Origin of the sequence: Caldanaerobius fijiensis DSM 17918 (assembly GCF_900129075.1) — a bacterium.
In the GTDB taxonomy this organism is placed as follows: Bacteria; Bacillota; Thermoanaerobacteria; order Thermoanaerobacterales; family Caldanaerobiaceae; genus Caldanaerobius; species Caldanaerobius fijiensis.
In genome coordinates, this window is record NZ_FQVH01000006.1 from 77477 (window position 1) to 94059 (window position 16583).

Annotated in this window: 17 protein-coding genes and 1 other annotated feature; of the genes, 4 read left to right on the forward strand and 13 right to left on the reverse strand. The window is 37.4% G+C overall.

Features of this window, described 5'->3' with window-relative positions; genetic code table 11:
- Positions 1-7: 7 nt before the first annotated feature.
- The 13 genes from infB to BUB87_RS04445 form a co-directional block, all read right to left on the reverse strand.
- A complete protein-coding gene (gene infB / locus BUB87_RS04385) occupies positions 8-2098 on the reverse strand; it encodes a translation initiation factor IF-2 (protein WP_073342079.1) in 2091 nt (696 codons plus the stop codon).
- Positions 2099-2111: 13 nt separating this feature from the next.
- Positions 2112-2429, reverse strand: a complete 318-nt coding sequence (locus tag BUB87_RS04390) for a L7Ae/L30e/S12e/Gadd45 family ribosomal protein (protein ID WP_073342080.1) — start codon at positions 2427-2429, stop codon at positions 2112-2114.
- Complete coding sequence (gene rnpM / locus BUB87_RS04395) at positions 2410-2688, reverse strand: RNase P modulator RnpM (protein WP_073342082.1); 279 nt, start codon at positions 2686-2688, stop codon at positions 2410-2412. Before rnpM ends, BUB87_RS04390 begins: the two co-directional genes overlap by 20 nt.
- Before the next feature lie 13 nt (positions 2689-2701).
- On the reverse strand, positions 2702-3733 hold the full coding sequence (gene nusA, locus BUB87_RS04400) for a transcription termination factor NusA (RefSeq protein ID WP_073342084.1): 1032 nt from the start codon (positions 3731-3733) through the stop codon (positions 2702-2704).
- A gap of 15 nt (positions 3734-3748) precedes the next feature.
- Entirely contained in the window at positions 3749-4207 is a 459-nt protein-coding gene (gene rimP / locus BUB87_RS04405) for a ribosome maturation factor RimP (RefSeq protein WP_073342085.1), read from the reverse strand.
- 107 nt (positions 4208-4314) lie between these two features.
- Entirely contained in the window at positions 4315-4722 is a 408-nt protein-coding gene (locus BUB87_RS04410) for a ferritin-like domain-containing protein (RefSeq protein ID WP_073342091.1), read from the reverse strand.
- A 96-nt stretch (positions 4723-4818) separates the two neighbouring features.
- Positions 4819-5895, reverse strand: coding sequence for a threonine-phosphate decarboxylase CobD (cobD, locus tag BUB87_RS04415; RefSeq protein WP_084110883.1), 1077 nt, complete (start codon positions 5893-5895; stop codon positions 4819-4821).
- Positions 5896-6009: 114 nt separating this feature from the next.
- Positions 6010-6978 (reverse strand): ROK family protein, encoded by a 969-nt coding sequence (locus BUB87_RS04420; protein WP_073342095.1) that lies wholly within the window; start codon positions 6976-6978, stop codon positions 6010-6012.
- Positions 6979-7184: 206 nt separating this feature from the next.
- Positions 7185-8300: an ABC transporter ATP-binding protein gene (locus BUB87_RS04425; protein WP_073342097.1), complete on the reverse strand. Its 1116-nt coding sequence runs from the start codon at positions 8298-8300 to the stop codon at positions 7185-7187.
- A gap of 190 nt (positions 8301-8490) precedes the next feature.
- A complete protein-coding gene (thrS, locus tag BUB87_RS04430; RefSeq protein ID WP_073342124.1) occupies positions 8491-10392 on the reverse strand; it encodes a threonine--tRNA ligase in 1902 nt (633 codons plus the stop codon).
- Positions 10393-10441: 49 nt separating this feature from the next.
- Positions 10442-10642 (reverse strand) — a binding site (T-box leader).
- Positions 10643-10694: 52 nt separating this feature from the next.
- Positions 10695-11294: a DUF445 domain-containing protein gene (locus BUB87_RS04435; RefSeq protein WP_073342099.1), complete on the reverse strand. Its 600-nt coding sequence runs from the start codon at positions 11292-11294 to the stop codon at positions 10695-10697.
- A gap of 61 nt (positions 11295-11355) precedes the next feature.
- Positions 11356-12231 carry a putative sporulation protein YtxC gene (ytxC, locus tag BUB87_RS04440; RefSeq protein ID WP_073342101.1) on the reverse strand — a complete coding sequence of 292 codons (876 nt, stop codon included), beginning with the start codon at positions 12229-12231 and terminating at the stop codon, positions 11356-11358.
- 58 nt (positions 12232-12289) lie between these two features.
- Complete coding sequence (locus BUB87_RS04445; RefSeq protein WP_073342103.1) at positions 12290-13042, reverse strand: DUF6873 family GME fold protein; 753 nt, start codon at positions 13040-13042, stop codon at positions 12290-12292.
- 170 nt (positions 13043-13212) lie between these two features.
- Here BUB87_RS04445 and BUB87_RS04450 point away from each other — a divergent pair, with 170 nt between their 5' ends.
- From BUB87_RS04450 to BUB87_RS04465, 4 genes are all read left to right on the forward strand, one after another.
- Complete coding sequence (locus tag BUB87_RS04450) at positions 13213-14115, forward strand: polysaccharide deacetylase family protein (RefSeq protein ID WP_073342105.1); 903 nt, start codon at positions 13213-13215, stop codon at positions 14113-14115.
- Between the two features lie 21 nt (positions 14116-14136).
- The gene (locus tag BUB87_RS04455; RefSeq protein ID WP_073342107.1) at positions 14137-15102 is read left to right on the forward strand and encodes a phosphodiester glycosidase family protein; all 966 of its coding nucleotides are present in this window, start codon (positions 14137-14139) and stop codon (positions 15100-15102) included.
- A 201-nt stretch (positions 15103-15303) separates the two neighbouring features.
- Positions 15304-16227: a hypothetical protein gene (locus BUB87_RS04460; protein WP_143156608.1), complete on the forward strand. Its 924-nt coding sequence runs from the start codon at positions 15304-15306 to the stop codon at positions 16225-16227.
- 142 nt (positions 16228-16369) lie between these two features.
- On the forward strand, positions 16370-16583 hold a 214-nt coding region (locus tag BUB87_RS04465; RefSeq protein WP_073342111.1), incomplete at its 3' end, for a transposase.

The window sequence follows — 16583 nt, forward strand, 5'->3', positions numbered from 1 at the left end:
ACCTCACTTATTGTTGTACTTTCTCTATGATAAACGCTTCTATGATGTCACCTTCTTTAATATCGTTGTACTTATCTAACATCATACCGCATTCATAACCAGCAGCTACCTCTCTAACATCATCTTTAAATCTCTTCAATGAGGCTGGTTTGCCTTCATAGACCACAACTCCATCTCTTATCAATCTAACCGACGAAGTTCTGCTGATTTTACCGTCTAAAACATAACATCCTGCTACCGTGCCCAAACCCGAAACTTTAAATAACTGTCTAACTTCAGCCCTGCCTAAATATACTTCACGGTATTCGGGTTCAAGCAAGCCTTTTAAAGCCTTTTCGATATCGTCTATTACATCATATATAATCCTATATAGCCTTATATCAACTTTTTCTCTTTCCGCTAAATCTTTAGCTTTTGAATCCGGTCTAACATTAAAACCTATTATAATGGCATTAGACGCCGCAGCTAGCATGACATCCGTTTCTGTTATAATACCTACGCCCTCATGCAATACATTGACTCTTAACTCATTACTACTCAATTTTAAAATTGCCTGCTTTAACGCTTCAACAGAACCCTGCACGTCTGCCTTTATTATTACATTTAATTCTTTTATATTGCCTTGTTGCATCTGGTTGAAAAGATCTTCCAACGTCACCTTCTGTGATACGAAACGGGTCTCTTTCATTTTTTCTTTTCTCGCTTCAGCCAGTTCTCTGGCTTTCTTTTCGTCATCTACTACAACTAACAAGTCTCCTGCTTCCGGAACCTCTGAAAGACCTATTACCTCCACAGGAGTAGATGGCCCTGCCTCCTTTAACCTTTTGCCTTTGTCGTCAAACATAGCGCGGACTTTTCCATAAGCTGTCCCTACGATGATGGCATCGCCCACTCTTAAAGTACCACTTTGCACTATAGCCGTCGCTACAGGACCGCGACCTTTATCCAGACGAGCCTCTATAACAATGCCTCTAGCCTTCTTATCGGGATTAGCTTTCAACTCTTGCATCTCGGCAACCAATAATATCATTTCCAGCAGATCATTTATACCCTGTTTTTTCAGCGCCGAAACAGGTATGCAGATCGTATCGCCTCCCCATTCCTCAGGTATGAGGCCATATTCCGCAAGCTCCTGTTTCACCCTGTCAGGATTGGCTTCAGGCTTATCGATCTTGTTTATAGCTACAATTATAGGGACTTTGGCTGCCTTTGCATGATTTATAGCTTCAATGGTTTGCGGCATAACTCCATCGTCAGCTGCTACTACCAGAACCGCTATATCTGTTACCTGTGCTCCCCTTGACCTCATTGATGTAAAAGCTTCATGGCCTGGAGTATCTAAAAATACTATCTTCTTGCCGTTGAGTTCCACAGTAGATGCGCCAATATGCTGTGTAATTCCACCTACTTCCTTCGCAGTCACGTTGGTATTCCTTATAGCATCTAACAATGAAGTTTTTCCGTGGTCAACATGACCCATCACTGTAACAATAGGTGGCCTCGGTTTGAGGCTTGCAGGATCATCCTTTTCTTCTTCAGGAAGTTCTCCTTTGTTTTCAACTTTTTTTTCGATGTTAATTCCATATTTATCAGCCAGTTTTTGCGCTACTTCAAATGGCAATACATCGTTAATTTTTAACATATATTTCATAAAAAGAAGATCTCTCACAACTTCGGAAGGAGCTTTTTTTATCAACTCTGCAAATTCCCTGACAGTCATACCTTCAACAAACTCGATTTTATCTACAACTGCATCTTGTTGTACTGCATTGTTTTCAGCAATGCTCTTCTTATTCTTTTTCTTTTTTGAACCTTTTCTTTGCTTAATTTTATCATCGTCAAATTCACTTTCGTACTCATCATCTATAGATAACGTATCTTTATCATCATGTTCATCAATCATCATATCACTCTCATTTCGCTTATCCTCTTTCATCTCAGGTTCCCTCATCAACTCCACTATCATATTCACTTCCTCATCCTCTAAAGTACTCATATGGTTTTTAATATTCATGCCTAAATCTGTCAATTTGGAAATTAAATCTTTACTTGATAAATTAAGCTCTCTGGCCAATTCATACACCCTCAATTTTGACATGACATCACCTCCGTTATCCTTTTAAAGCCTTGTATATGGCTTCGGCAAATCCACTATCAGTAACGCACAATACAGATCTCTCACCCTTGCCCAAACAGCTGCCTAGCTCTTCTTTTTTGCCATATACAAATACAGGTATTTCATACCTCTTACATAAAGTTATTATCTGTCTTACCGTGTTGTTTGCAGCGTCTTCCGCAACTATTACTATCTTCGCCTTTTTTTTCAATATAGCCTGCCTTGATAAAAATATCCCCGATTTAATCCTACCTGCTCGTTGAGCTAACCCCAATAACGAATAAATCCTTTGATTATTTACCAATTTTATCATATTCCTCTCTCAATCTTTCAATATCATCTTCTGTAACCTGGGTATCCAGTGCCTTTTCCAATTTTTCTTTATTTAATGCCTTCCTAAAGCAATCCTCATTAGGGCAAAAATAAGTGCCACGTCCCGACACTTTACCTGTTGTATCCAATTGTATAACACCTGTTTTGGCATTTCTCACTATTCTTATTAATTCTCTCTTGGGCTTTGATTGCATACAACCCAGGCACTTTCTCATAGGTATTTTCTTTACACCCGCCATTAACATCACCACACTATTTAGTTTCTATACCATTTATATCTATTTTCCAGCCTGTAAGCTTGGCTGCCAGCCTGGCATTCTGACCTTCTTTCCCAATAGCTAGTGACAACTGATATTCTGGTACAAATACCTTGGCTGCTTTCTCGCTTTCATTTATCTCTACTCTTACTATATTAGCAGGGCTCAACGCGTTAGATATAAATTCACCAATATCTTTACTCCATTTCACTATATCTATTTTTTCGCCTCTTAATTCGTTTACTACCGCTTGAACTCTCGCACCCTTAAAACCCACACACGCTCCTACCGGATCCACTTTCTCATCATGTGAAAAAACCGCCATCTTGGTCCTGGACCCTGCTTCTCGAGCTATGCTTTTGATTTCTACAATCCCATCGTATATCTCAGGCACTTCTTGTTCAAAAAGTCTCTTTACAAAACCAGGATGCGTACGAGATGCTATTATAACAGGACCTTTTGTCGTTTTCTTTACTTCAACTATATAGAGCTTTATTCTATCACCAGGTTTATAACTCTCCCCAGGAATCTGCTCTGAAACAGGCAATGTCGTTTCCATCCTACCAAGATCTATAAGCAAATTCTTTTTATCAGCTCTCGTCACAACACCTACAATTATATCATTTTCTTTCGCCAGAAAATCCTCATATAATATGCCTCTTTCTGCTTCTCTTATTTTTTGCACCACAACTTGTTTAGCTGTCTGAGCCGCAATTCTTCCAAACTTTTTTGGCGTAATCTCAACTTCCACTATATCGCCCAGTTGATAAAGCGAATTTATCTTCTGGGCATCTTCAAGGCTTATTTCCATTTTTTCGTCATGCACCTCAGGTACCACCACCTTTTGTGCCATGACTTTTATAGCACCCGTCTCCTTATTTATATAAACCTTTGCATTTTGCGCGGTCCCATAATTTTTTCTATAGGCCGTTATAAGAGCCGTTTCCAAAGCTTCCAAAATAATTTCCTTACTAACGCCTTTATCCTTTTCTATTTGATTAAGAGCTTCAATAAGTTCTCCATCCATAATACCCACCTCCGTCTAAAATTCGAAATGTAACCTTGCCAATGAAATTTTTTCTAACGGTATTGCCATTATCTCTCCCTGGACTATCTCTATATACACATTCCCATCTCTATAATCTTTGAGTAAACCCACGAATTCCTTTCTACCATCTACAGGCTGATATAATTTCACGTAAATCTTTTCACCTTTAAAGCGTTCATAATCTTTCGGTTTTTTCAAAGGCCTTTCAATGCCTGGAGATGATACTTCCAATATATATTTGTGCTTTATGGGATCCACCTCATCCAGTCTATCACTCAAATATCTGGATAAATCTTCACAGTCTTCTATGCTTATCCCCTCAGGCTTATCAATATACACCCTTAAATACCAATCTTTGCCTTCTTTTACGTACTCTATATCTACAACCTCAATATCTTTATCCTCTATATAAGGCTCTAATAAATCCATTGCTATTCTTTCTATTTTTGACATATAAATCCTCCCGATTGTTCACATAACACGAAAGAGTGGGTTCTACCCACTCTCTTCCAGCTTCTACTGGTTATTATAGCATAGTTAAAATAATAATGCAACAATCGTTAATCTTCTTTTACATAAACGTGTTCTAATTTTGTAGCATGAATCTGTTCATCAACGATTATGGAATGTATCCGTTCTTTATAGTACATGTTAGGCGCTAAAAGCAGTATTTGCATATAGTACTTGGCCGCACCAAGCTCATCATTTAGAGCATCTTCTAAAGCATCAGCGTATTCATCGGCCAGATGCACTTCTATTTCAAACATAGGCGGCGCCTGATAAGTCATACTCATATACATGCTTAAAAAATACCTGTAGTGTTTTTCCTCATCTTCTATTATAGATTTTATTATCTCTATGTCCTCTTCAGGAGCCATTTTAAGCAACACATTATAAGATTTTATGGCCTTAGCCTCATCTATCAAGGCATAATACACCTTTGAGATAAAGTCGTAATATTCTGTCATATGTTTCCCTCCTTATATAAATGGTAAATCGATAATGGTCTTTTACATAATATGCAAGGAGAGAAACAATTGTGTTCAGCAAAACTCAAAGTCCCATCATAATACACTTTTAAGAAAATTTAAAAGCATTTGATTCTCATTTCTGAGCTTTATACATACTCTAAATTGCCTATTATTTAGGTACTTAAATGTCGATGCATCCCTTATGAGCATACCTTTTTTTATGGCATTTTCTGTAATTTCTCTGGCAGAAATGTTGCTTAATATCTCACATAAAAAGAAATTGCACACAGAATCATATACCTTTAAGTTCCCAATCTTCTTTAGCTCTGCTGCCATAAATCTCCTTTCGGTGTACATAAAATCCCGTGACCGCCTTATATAGTCCTCATCCCGTAACACAGCTCTTGCAGCCATATCTGCCAACAGATTCACAGACCAGGGATCTTTTTTATCATTTATATTCTCAATGAGGTTTAGATTTGATGTCAAGCCATATCCTATTCTTAAGCCCGGAATACCAAAATACTTAGAAAAACCCCTTATTATGAACAAATTCGAATATTTATTTATAATACTGGAAGATGAAAATAAACTTATGTCATCAGTAAATTCAACATAAGTTTCATCAACCATCAAAAATGCACCATATTCCATAGCAACTTTTGCCAGTTTGTTTATCTCCTGTACAGTGAAAGCTGTTCCTGTAGGATTATCAGGGTTACATACCACAATAATATCTTTTCCTTGTACCATAGAGCACAGCTCATTTATATCTCCCTTATAATTAACTTCACGCTTTAAAACATAATGGTCAACCATAGCTCCATTAATAACCAGTTCCCTTTCGTATTCTGAATAGGCAGGCATAACTACAAGAGCCTTTCGAGGTTTTAAAACCTTTATAAAAAGTGATATGAGTTCTGTAGCACCATTTCCCACTATGATGTTTTTATAGTCCACTCCCGTATATTCAGATATAGCCATTCGCAGTTCACGGTATTCTGGATCGGGATAATGAGAAAGTGCATCTATATTTTTAATAATTTCCTGTTTTGCACTGTATGGCACCCCCAATGGGTTGACATTGTCACTGTAGTCTATTATAGCATCTATATTTATTCCGTATTGCTCTGCAGCTTTGTAGATATTGCCTCCGTGTTCCATTCTCATCACCTCATCGATTTATTATATCATATATTGATTTTTTCTTCCTCATTGAAAGTAATCGCGCAAAAAAAGAGCGGGCAATCCGCTCTTTTCTAGCCTTGTACCATTTCTTGTCCTTTATTGATTCAAAATCAAAGCCGCTGCACCAAGTACACCAGCATCTTTCCCCAGCTTTGCCCTGACTATCTCCACCACTTCAGCATTGGCCTTTAATGCTCTTTTGTCGATCTCTTTCATTATCCTGTCGTACATCATATCCAGATCGTTGGACATACCTCCACCTATTATGATGCGGCGTGGATTGAAATTATTTATTATATTAGAAATGCCCACGCCTAAAAGCTCTGCTTCTCGTTCCACCATTTCAAGAGCATACTCATCCCCTTTTCTTGCTGCATCAAAAACGATCTTCGCATCGATTTTCTCCAGATCACCGTTTACCATATCCAGTATCAAAGATTTTCTTCTACCATGTTTAAGGCCATCAATTGCAAATTTTGTAAAAGCAGTACCCGATGCTAAAGCCTCCCAGCAGCCATAATTGCCACAACCACACTGAGGTCCGTGCATATCTATAGTCGTATGACCCAGTTCAGCTCCATTAGAGTTCTCACCGTGGAACAGCTTGCCTTCAATAAAAGCTCCTCCGCCAATACCCGTACTTACAGTGATATACACAAAGTTCTTCACACCCTTACCTGCACCAAAGGTCCCTTCTCCAACAGCAGCAGCATTAGCATCATTATCCACCTTTATAGGAACATTGAATTCCTCCTGTACTTTATCCTTCAACGGTATATTTATCCATCCAGGAAGATTGGGAGTAAATTTTATAACCCCGGTCTCAGCATCCAGTGGGCCCGGAGAACCTATTCCGATTCCTTCTAAATCATCCACGGTTGCTCCTACCTCATCCATGACCTGGTGTATGGTATCCTTTATTTTTTGTATTACCGCATCAGGTCCCTTTTGTGCATCTGTAGGCACATTTGCTCTTGCCAGTATCTCACCGCTCTTATTTATAATAACAGTGCTTAATTTAGTACCTCCAAGATCAACACCAACTATGTACTTTTTATCCGACATATAACCACCCTTTCAAAAATAATATGAATACAAAATTAAAAAACGTTTAACTTTTCCCCAGCTAAAAAACCGGAGGTTTTCAAAAACATTATAGCAAATCCGCTATAAAAAGCAACCAGCTTTCATCTTTTGTCTACATCGGCAACCATTTGTAACCCTTGCCCGGGCAAATAAAAAGGTACACGATGTTTTCGTGTACCTTTTTTCTATTTATTTAGTATTGTCTGCTCGGTTTCTTTGTCGAAGAGGTGAATTTTGTTCACGTCAAAACCAACTTTAATCAAATCTCCCTCTCTGGCGCTGCTCCTGGGATCAACCCTGGCTGTCAGCTGATGGCCTTTTACGTTTAAGTACAGGAATGTCTCAGCTCCCATCAATTCCACGACCTCAACCTTTGCATCTATAGCGGCCTCAGGATATGCTTCCAGGAACATCTCTTCATCGTGTATATCCTCAGGCCTTATGCCTAACGTCACTTCTTTTCCAATATACGATTTATCTTTTAATTTTTTAACTTTGCCATCAGGTATTTTTATGGAAAATCCAGCAAATTCAGCGTAAATAGCACCGTCTTTTTCTACTAATCTGGCGTCAATAAAGTTCATCTCAGGGCTTCCTATAAAACCTGCCACAAACTTATTTACTGGATAGTCGTACAATTCCTGTGGGCCTGCAACCTGCTGAATCACGCCATCTTTCATCACGACGATTCTGTCACCCATGGTCATAGCCTCAGTTTGATCGTGGGTGACATAAATAAACGTCGTCTGCAATCTCTCATGCAATTTGCTAAGCTCTGTCCTCATCTGAACTCTCAACTTGGCATCAAGATTTGACAAGGGCTCATCCATCAAAAATACTTTGGGTTCTCTTACAATTGCACGTCCCAGAGCGACCCTCTGCCGTTGTCCTCCTGATAAGGCCTTGGGTTTTCTATCCAGTAAGTGCTCTATGTCCAATATTCTGGCTGCTTCTTTTACCCTCTTATCAATTTCTGCCCTGGGCATCTTTCTCAGCTTGAGGCCAAAGGCCATGTTATCATACACAGTCATATGGGGATATAATGCGTAGTTCTGGAATACCATCGCTATATCCCTATCTTTAGGCGGCACATCATTTACCAGTCTATCGCCTATGTACAATTCCCCTTCAGTTATCTCTTCAAGGCCTGCAACCATTCTCAAGGTGGTCGATTTGCCACAACCCGATGGGCCAACCAGGACGATAAATTCCCTATCAGCTATGTCCAGGTTAAAATCCTTTACAGCCACAACACCACCCTGATATACCTTCGTCACACCTTTTAATACAACGCTTGCCATCCACTTTCCCCCTTTCCTCTTTTTCGATATCAGTTGTTTTAGTATAATTTTATTATTTTTTATATAAATTTAATATTGACGTTATAACTAAAATTTTGAATACGTTTTTATTTATTTTAGTTGTAACATATTTGTAGCATAAACCAGAAAAAGCCTGGCAATCTATTACCAGGCCTTTTGCAAAAAAACATCAGATTTTTTTGGTTATTTCATCCTTTATTTTTGCGATAAAATCATCCAACGCCATCGAGCCAATGTCTCCTTCTTTTCTAGACCTTACAGAAATTGTACCGTTTTCGACCTCGTTATCGCCTATTATGAGCATGTACGGTATTTTCTGAATCTGAGCTTCCCGTATCTTATAGCCTATCTTTTCATTTCGCTTATCAGTTTCAACCCTTACGTCCATTCCTTTAAGTGTATCATTCACCTTTTCAGCATATTCAAAGTGCCTGTCAGCTATAGGCAGTATCCTCACTTGTACAGGGGCAAGCCATGTAGGAAATGCACCAGCGTAGTGCTCTGTAAGTATTCCTATAAATCTTTCAATGCTGCCGTAAATAACCCTGTGGAGCATTACAGGCCTGTGCTTTTCGCCATCCTGCCCTATATACGTAAGGTCAAAACGTTCGGGCATCTGAAAATCCAGCTGTATCGTGCCGCATTGCCATGTTCTCCCTATACTATCTTTTAAATGAAAGTCAATCTTAGGACCATAAAAGGCTCCATCGCCTTCATTTACTTTAAAAGGTATGCCCTTTGCATTCAAAGCATCTATCAGCGCATTTGTAGCCATCTCCCACTGTTCATCCGTACCCATGGAATTCTCTGGCCTTGTAGAGAGTTCCACATTATAATTGAATCCAAAGAGCGAGTAAACATAATCAACGAAATCTATGACGCCAATAATCTCACTCTTTACCTGATCTGGCATCATGAATATATGGGCATCGTCCTGTGTAAAATATCTTACTCTCATCAATCCATGTAAAACTCCTGATTTTTCATGCCTATGCACAATGCCAAGCTCGCACAACCTCAAAGGCAAATCCCTGTAGCTGTGCATAGACGTCTTATAGACGAGCATGGCACCAGGGCAATTCATCGGCTTTATAGCGTAGTTCTGACCGTCTATTTTAGTAAAGTACATATTTTCTTTATAATGGTCCCAATGCCCCGACCTGTGCCAGAGCTCTTCGTTGAGGATAATCGGCGTTTTTATCTCAAGATAACCTCTTTTTACGTGTTCACGCCTCCAAAAATCCTCGAGTATGTTCCGTATAATCATACCTTTTGGATGTAAAAATGGAAAGCCTGGCCCCTCTTCTTGTATACTAAAGAGATCCAGTTCTTTTCCCAATTTTCTGTGGTCTCTCTTCTTCGCCTCTTCCAGCATATTCAGGTATTCATCCAGTTTTGACTTTTTGTCAAAGGATGTGCCATATATCCTCTGAAGCATTTTGTTGCGCTCATCGCCCCTCCAGTAAGCTCCCGCTACTGATAAGAGCTTTATAGCCTTTACATAACCCGTTGACGGCAAGTGTGGCCCTGCACACAAATCCACAAATTCTCCTTGTTTGTAAAAAGAAATCGTAGCATCTTCAGGGAGGTTTTCTATCAGTTCTACCTTATATGGCTCATTCCTACTTTTCATAAGCGCAATGGCTTCAGAGCGGCTTAATTCAAACCTCTCGATTTTGTAATCCTCTTTTATGATCTTATGCATCTCCTCTTCAAGCCTTTGAAAGTCATCAGGCGTAAAAGCATGATCGATATCAAAATCATAGTAAAATCCGTTTTCTATAGCAGGCCCTATAGCCAGTTTAGCCTCAGGAAATATCCGCTTTACGGCCTGCGCCAGTATATGTGAGGATGTATGCCTAAAAATGTCCATCCCTTCCTGGTCATCAAAGGTCAAAAATTCCACCGTCGTATCTTCATTTAATGGAGTAGACAAATCCTTGACAATTCCATTAACCCTTGCCCCTAAAACTTTTTTGGCTAAAGCTGGACTTATAGATAAGGCAATATCTTTAAGCGTTACGCCATTGTCAAATTGCCTTACCGACCCATCTTTAAGTCTAACATTGATCATCAAAACATACCTCCTATCGCAATTTATTAAAAAACCCTCCCGTCCTCAAAGGGACGAGAGGGCCCGTGGTTCCACCCTAATTGGTACTCAAAGATTATAACGGCATCACCGGCGCAGCTTACTACATACTTCAGCCTGCAGCTCAGGGGTGGTCTTTCACGCATCCGATGTCTAGAAAAGCTTTCAGCCCTCGACTTTTCCTCTCTTTAGACCTGCGATGCGCTACTCTCCCCATCATTGCTTTTCAATGTAAATTTCATAACATAATTATAAAGCATTTATACAATAAAAGCAACACTTTAAAAATAGCTTACTATTACAGCCTGTATAAATCCTATGATAAGTCCAAGTATACCGCCCAGTATAATTATACCTTTTAACTCTTTATTTGCTACTTTTATTATAAGCTCTTCCAACTTCTTTATATCAAATTGGTTTATCTTTTCTTCAACCATACTTGCTACATTTATACCCTGCCCTATTTTCTTAAAGAAATTCTCATTTAAATCATCTATAAATTTATCAAATTCAGCATCTACAATATCATCGATGTATCTTAATACCATCGGCTTAAAAGCCGACAATATACCTGGCAACTTCTCTGAAACAATCCTGGATATCTTAAATTTAATCTGCCTTATGATCTCATCTCTTTGCTGATTTTCAATAAACTTGTCCAGAATCTCTTCAATAGAAACCAATTCCTCCTGCACTACCTCACCAATTTTTTTTGCCAGCTCTGCCCTCCTTTTAGGTATTAAACCTATTACCTGATAGTTAAGAAGCGGAATTGTTACCGGTCTCAAAGGTCGAAAAAGCATCTCAATAGCAAGATAATTAGTGAACCACCCTATTAATGCACCTATCACTGTCATAAAAATTATCTGATATATTGTCATAAATTTTGCACCTCAGTATTAAGTATACCATATAAAAAAACTTCAGCCAATATGACTGAAATTATTTTTTACATATGTTATTAGCCTCTTTGCATATATCACAGCCGGTGCAGATGTTTATCTTATTGCTAAAAATATTCTTTAACGTGTTCATAAAATTATGGTTATTAAACGTTTCTGAACAATGAAAATATATTTTACCCGGTGCTATAGTTATCAGCGAGCTTATAAGTACATCTTCGCCGTTTGATTCTCTGTCCAGATAGCCACGGCTTTCTATCAAACTGTCGTGAATTTCTTTATAGCTATTATCAAGCAACACATAGTGCATATCATCACTGACTAAAACATGTACGGCATCATATTGTGGTTCCTGTAATTCTGCAAAATATTTTAATATTTTAATAAACTCATTATATTCCTTTTCTACCAGATAATCGTCAACAGCCTTATCTACAACATCATAAAGACCATTTATATAATCTTTGAGCCTAAAATTAATGAAACCCTCTAAATTCAATATATCATTGGTCTTGAGATATTCCAGCATAGCATTTACAATCTGAGCTTTTTTGCTGATCCAATAAAAATCAACGTCATCTTCATTTAATATATTGTACACGTTCTTTAATATATTAAATCTTTCTTCCGATGAGAAATAATTATAATTCTTATAGATTATTCTATCAATAAATTTTATCTCCCAATGCTTCATAATTATATCTGCTAATATATTAGCCATGTACTGTTTTAGTATATCATATTTGTAATCACTTTTTTCTTTTAATTGGCACTCAAATAGTACATTTTCACCAACCTCAGTCTTGGTATAATCCATATTAAGTCCTCTTTTCTTTAACATATCCATCTCTGCTACAAAGCTATCTATAACAGGCAAAGCGTCTTTAGAAATCGTCACGGTCAAAACATTATACAATCTCTATCACTTCCTTTCATGATTAGTATGTGTTTGAGAATCCTTTATATTCTCTTCTCTATGGCCATTCCATTAGTGGAATAATAGAACCTATGTCTGTTATTTCATCGCAAACCAGATTCACGACACTTATGCCGTTATTATCTAGATAATCTAAAATTTCATCTTTATATTTATAAAACTGTATATTTCCAGCAACAGCCAATTCACTTTTTGATATAAGACCAGTGGCTCCTCCAATAAATCCATAATTCAATTCATGCAGCTTTATATTTCCCGGTGGTACCAACAAAGCCTCTATACCATGTTCTCTTGCTTTATTAGCAATACCCACATCTTGGGTAATAATAGCCTTTTCATTCACAATGCATATCGAACACTTTGCATAGCCTTGCTTTATATCGATAAGTTTAACACCTCGTTTTTTTAATTCATTTAATAAAACTTTATCTGTATATCTTATATTATGAAAAGCCACATCCCCAATTCTCGCTACATTATATGCTATATCACCGGGATAGTTTCTATATAAAGGTGTTTCTCCTTTAATGATATTAAATCCATAACCCTCCAGCTGCCATAAAAAATTCTTATCCACGTCTGGAGCAACAACAATATCTTCTCCTCCAAGATGATGTAATATCATATCGGGATGATATGATACTGCATTATACAGAATTGGATGCCTTACTGTATATATAACATCAATACCCATTTTCTCCAATGCCATACCTATGTTTTTTGCTCTTCCGTCAATTACAGCTAATTTTACCTTCCCTTGAGGCAAATTAGGATTTGATATATATGCCATATATATTTTCTCCCCTTTACTCAACTTTTGGGCCAATCGTCAATAAATTTTTGTATTAAAATCAAAATTAATGAAAAATTAATATTTAGGTAATTGTACCCTCTCCATGTTCAATTGTATAATATATTTCGAGATTATTATACCTGAATTTTAAAGGTGGTTATATAATTATGGTTAAATTCAAAAAAATTGCTTCATTAGCGATCATTGCTCTCTTTATACTAATGGGCACAAAAAGTTTTGTGCGACCTATAAAACAGATTAAAAAGGTACCATTACACAAACCAGAGTCATACGCTACAAGGGTCCCCGTTTTAACTTACCACGACTTTGTCCTGGGCAACCAGGAGCACAAATATGCAAGGAACGATAGCGTATTGCCTATTGAGCTTTTTGATGAGGAAATGAGATACTTATATCAAAATGGGTACAAAACTATTACTTTGCCTGAGTTAGAAAATTTTGTTAAACACAAATCCCTCTTACCTCTCAAAAGTGTAGCAATCACCATGGATGATGGTTACGAAAGTGACTACAAATTAGCATACCCTATTTTGAAAAAATATCACTTTAAAGCTACTATTTTTATAATAGGCAAGTATATAAGGCAAGACGGCGTTAAAAGTAAAGGACCATTTCCCTTTTTGACATATAGCGAAATGAAAAACAGCGAAGATGTTTTTTCTTTCAGTTCTCATACCTTTAATCTACACCGCACCATTGGCCATAAACCAGCACTCGCTGTAGTAGGAGAAGACCAAATAGTTAATGACCTGGAAATAGAAAAAGACTTTTTGTCACAATTTAATTATGAACCGTATTTTGCTTATCCTTTTGGAGGTTACAGCGATAAAGTTATACGCGCTTTAAAGAAGGTCGGCATAAGAATGGCTTTTACTACAAAAGAAGGAGACGTGATGCCGGGAGATAACCCATATATGTTGAGAAGGCATATCATTACACCTGCCGTATCTTTTGATGAATTTAAAGCCATTATGGGAGATACCTCTTACAAAGACCGTTTAAAGATTCGTTTTAATCACCTTATTAGGCATGTCCACAAAATTTTGTAGATCATAATTGGAGAGATATTCATGGGAAACAGGACGACATTTAAAAAAATAGTGATATTTATGGTCTTTGAAATTCTTTTTACTCTGGTTACCCTACCTTACATGATCTTTTATGGCCCTTTTACTAACGTGCGCAATACTCTGGTAACCACGGCAATGACTACATTTAAGCATCAATACCTGGCTACCCTTTTTTTACCAAAAGACGTCATAGACAAGATAATGAAGAAAAATTCCAGCAGCATAAAGTCTGGTGCCAGTAATAAAAACCTTATAAACTTTAAAAACAACCACGATAACTCTATTGAGTTGTATAATGTAAGCGGAGCGCATTTTAAAGGTAAGCTGTTACTAATACATGATCCCACAAGAATATACGTGGGATACTCTTATTATATACCTAAAAAAGGCGAAACCACCAGTTCTATTGCCAGAAGAAACCATGCCATTGCCGCCATAAATGCGGGCGGATTTGTAGACAGCGGCATGAAAGGAACAGGTGGCGCTCCACAGGGAATTATAATACACGATTACAAAGTAATCTACAGCACCGATACCAACCCCGACGATAATGTCAGCTTGATAGGGTTCACAGGGGATGGCAAATTGCTTGTAGGTCAATATAAATACAAAGATATACCGTTTCTGTCAATAAAGGAGGCTGTTAGTTTTGGTCCGGCACTGGTCATCGACGGCAAACCCATGATAGAAAAAGGTGACGGAGGTTGGGGTATAGCTCCGAGAACTGCTATAGGTCAAAGAAAAGATGGAACGGTTATATTCCTGGTCATCGACGGCAGATCTCTCAGAAGCGTAGGAGCAACCCTTAGGGATGTGCAGAATATAATGCTAAAGTTTGGTGCATATAATGCTGTAAACCTGGACGGTGGTTCTTCTACTACCATGTATTTTAAGGGTAAAATAATAAACAATCCATCTGATGCTTTAGGAGAAAGATTGGTGCCCACTATATTCTACGCTAAATAACAAAGATATATTGAAAAAGACTTATAAGAAAGGGGGTAAGGCATTTTACTTCCCGAATAGAACTAAAGATTCGGGACTCTATGCCTGATTTCTATGAGAATTTTAAAAAAGCTTTTACTGTGGGCGGGAGTATCTCTTTTATTGCAAATAATTTCTTTATATTATGTGAATAATTACTTCTTGGCCGACAAAAGTACCTTTATGTCAGAAAAAGTATACTCAGAAACAAAAGAGATGCCAAAAAACATAGCATTTAAAGTACCTAAAAACACATCAAACATACAGCCATCATATGATGGTAGCTATATCGCATATATGAAAAATCACAATCTCATTATATACAAATCCAGTACATCAAAGGATAATAAACCTTATGGGCTCGGCATAGACAATGTAGATTATTATAAGTGGCTTCCTGATAGAAACAGGTTATTATATACTCAAATAGAGCACCGCAGGTTAAGCGACAAAATAACAATAAACGCATACTACCTGGATAGTAATAAAAAACAGACCGTAAACAGTATAACGTACTTACCACGCAATAGTTCTGTTTCGGATATAGAGGTTTCACCTCTAACAAACATGATATATATAAAAGTTTCCGGCGGTGATGGATATGACAGATTATACCAAATCAATATAATGGGTACCATAAAAAAGATATGGACTCCGGTAAGAAAAATAATCAAAATGCGCGAGACCCAGGAAACCGATAATCTGGTGTATCAGTCCTCCAACAACATTATTCACGTCATTAGAGACGGCAAGGAAGATACCTACTTAAGTTACAATAAATACGCCCTAATAGGCATAGACAGCAAGGATCGAGTATATCTAGGGCGTTTAAACGGCACAGAAATTACAAAAATATATTATGGTTATCTGGACAAGCCTTTAAAATTATGGAATACAATTACATTACCAAAACCGTTAAACCCTGATAATGTGGTCATAGGAAATGGGGACAACCTATATTCGATACAAAATGGCAAAGAGCTAAAGGGTATAAAGGAAAATACTGTTGTCAGCGGACCAGGAAGCATAATGTACCTTGATAATAAACTAATCGCCTTTAGAAATGCTGACACTGTTGTAATCAAAAAGATACAGCGCTACAATTGATTGAGCTTACAACCGGCAAAGTCAATTTTTAAGTATCTTAAGCACTATATGAGACTGTAAAAAATTTTGTGTAAAATGATTAAAAACCTCTTTCTTGGTAAGAATTCAAAAATAAAACAAACCGAGAAGGAGGTTTTTAAAAATGTCAATTTTGACAAAGGAACAATTAAAAAATTTCATCAGTGAAAACAATATTCAATCTATTCCAGACCTTTATGCGTCATTAAAAAACCTTTTTAAAGATACTATCCAAGAAATGCTTGAAGCAGAGCTTTCTACAGAGCTTGGATATGAAAAGTATGAGAAGAAAGATAAAGATACTCCAAACTCAAGAAATGGATATACTCAAAAGACTG

Coding starts and splice junctions, on each gene's coding strand:
- BUB87_RS04455 (WP_073342107.1), top strand. CDS start 14,137: ATGGGAAACAGGACGACATTTAAAAAAATAGTGATATTTATGGTCTTT.
- BUB87_RS04390 (WP_073342080.1), bottom strand. CDS start 2,429: ATGATAAAATTGGTAAATAATCAAAGGATTTATTCGTTATTGGGGTTA.
- BUB87_RS04445 (WP_073342103.1), bottom strand. CDS start 13,042: ATGGCATATATATCAAATCCTAATTTGCCTCAAGGGAAGGTAAAATTA.
- BUB87_RS04420 (WP_073342095.1), bottom strand. CDS start 6,978: ATGTCGGATAAAAAGTACATAGTTGGTGTTGATCTTGGAGGTACTAAA.
- infB (WP_073342079.1), bottom strand. CDS start 2,098: ATGTCAAAATTGAGGGTGTATGAATTGGCCAGAGAGCTTAATTTATCA.
- rimP (WP_073342085.1), bottom strand. CDS start 4,207: ATGTCAAAAATAGAAAGAATAGCAATGGATTTATTAGAGCCTTATATA.
- rnpM (WP_073342082.1), bottom strand. CDS start 2,688: ATGGCGGGTGTAAAGAAAATACCTATGAGAAAGTGCCTGGGTTGTATG.
- BUB87_RS04410 (WP_073342091.1), bottom strand. CDS start 4,722: ATGACAGAATATTACGACTTTATCTCAAAGGTGTATTATGCCTTGATA.
- BUB87_RS04450 (WP_073342105.1), top strand. CDS start 13,213: ATGGTTAAATTCAAAAAAATTGCTTCATTAGCGATCATTGCTCTCTTT.
- BUB87_RS04460 (WP_143156608.1), top strand. CDS start 15,304: ATGTCAGAAAAAGTATACTCAGAAACAAAAGAGATGCCAAAAAACATA.
- cobD (WP_084110883.1), bottom strand. CDS start 5,895: ATGAGAATGGAACACGGAGGCAATATCTACAAAGCTGCAGAGCAATAC.
- BUB87_RS04435 (WP_073342099.1), bottom strand. CDS start 11,294: ATGACAATATATCAGATAATTTTTATGACAGTGATAGGTGCATTAATA.
- BUB87_RS04425 (WP_073342097.1), bottom strand. CDS start 8,300: ATGGCAAGCGTTGTATTAAAAGGTGTGACGAAGGTATATCAGGGTGGT.
- nusA (WP_073342084.1), bottom strand. CDS start 3,733: ATGGATGGAGAACTTATTGAAGCTCTTAATCAAATAGAAAAGGATAAA.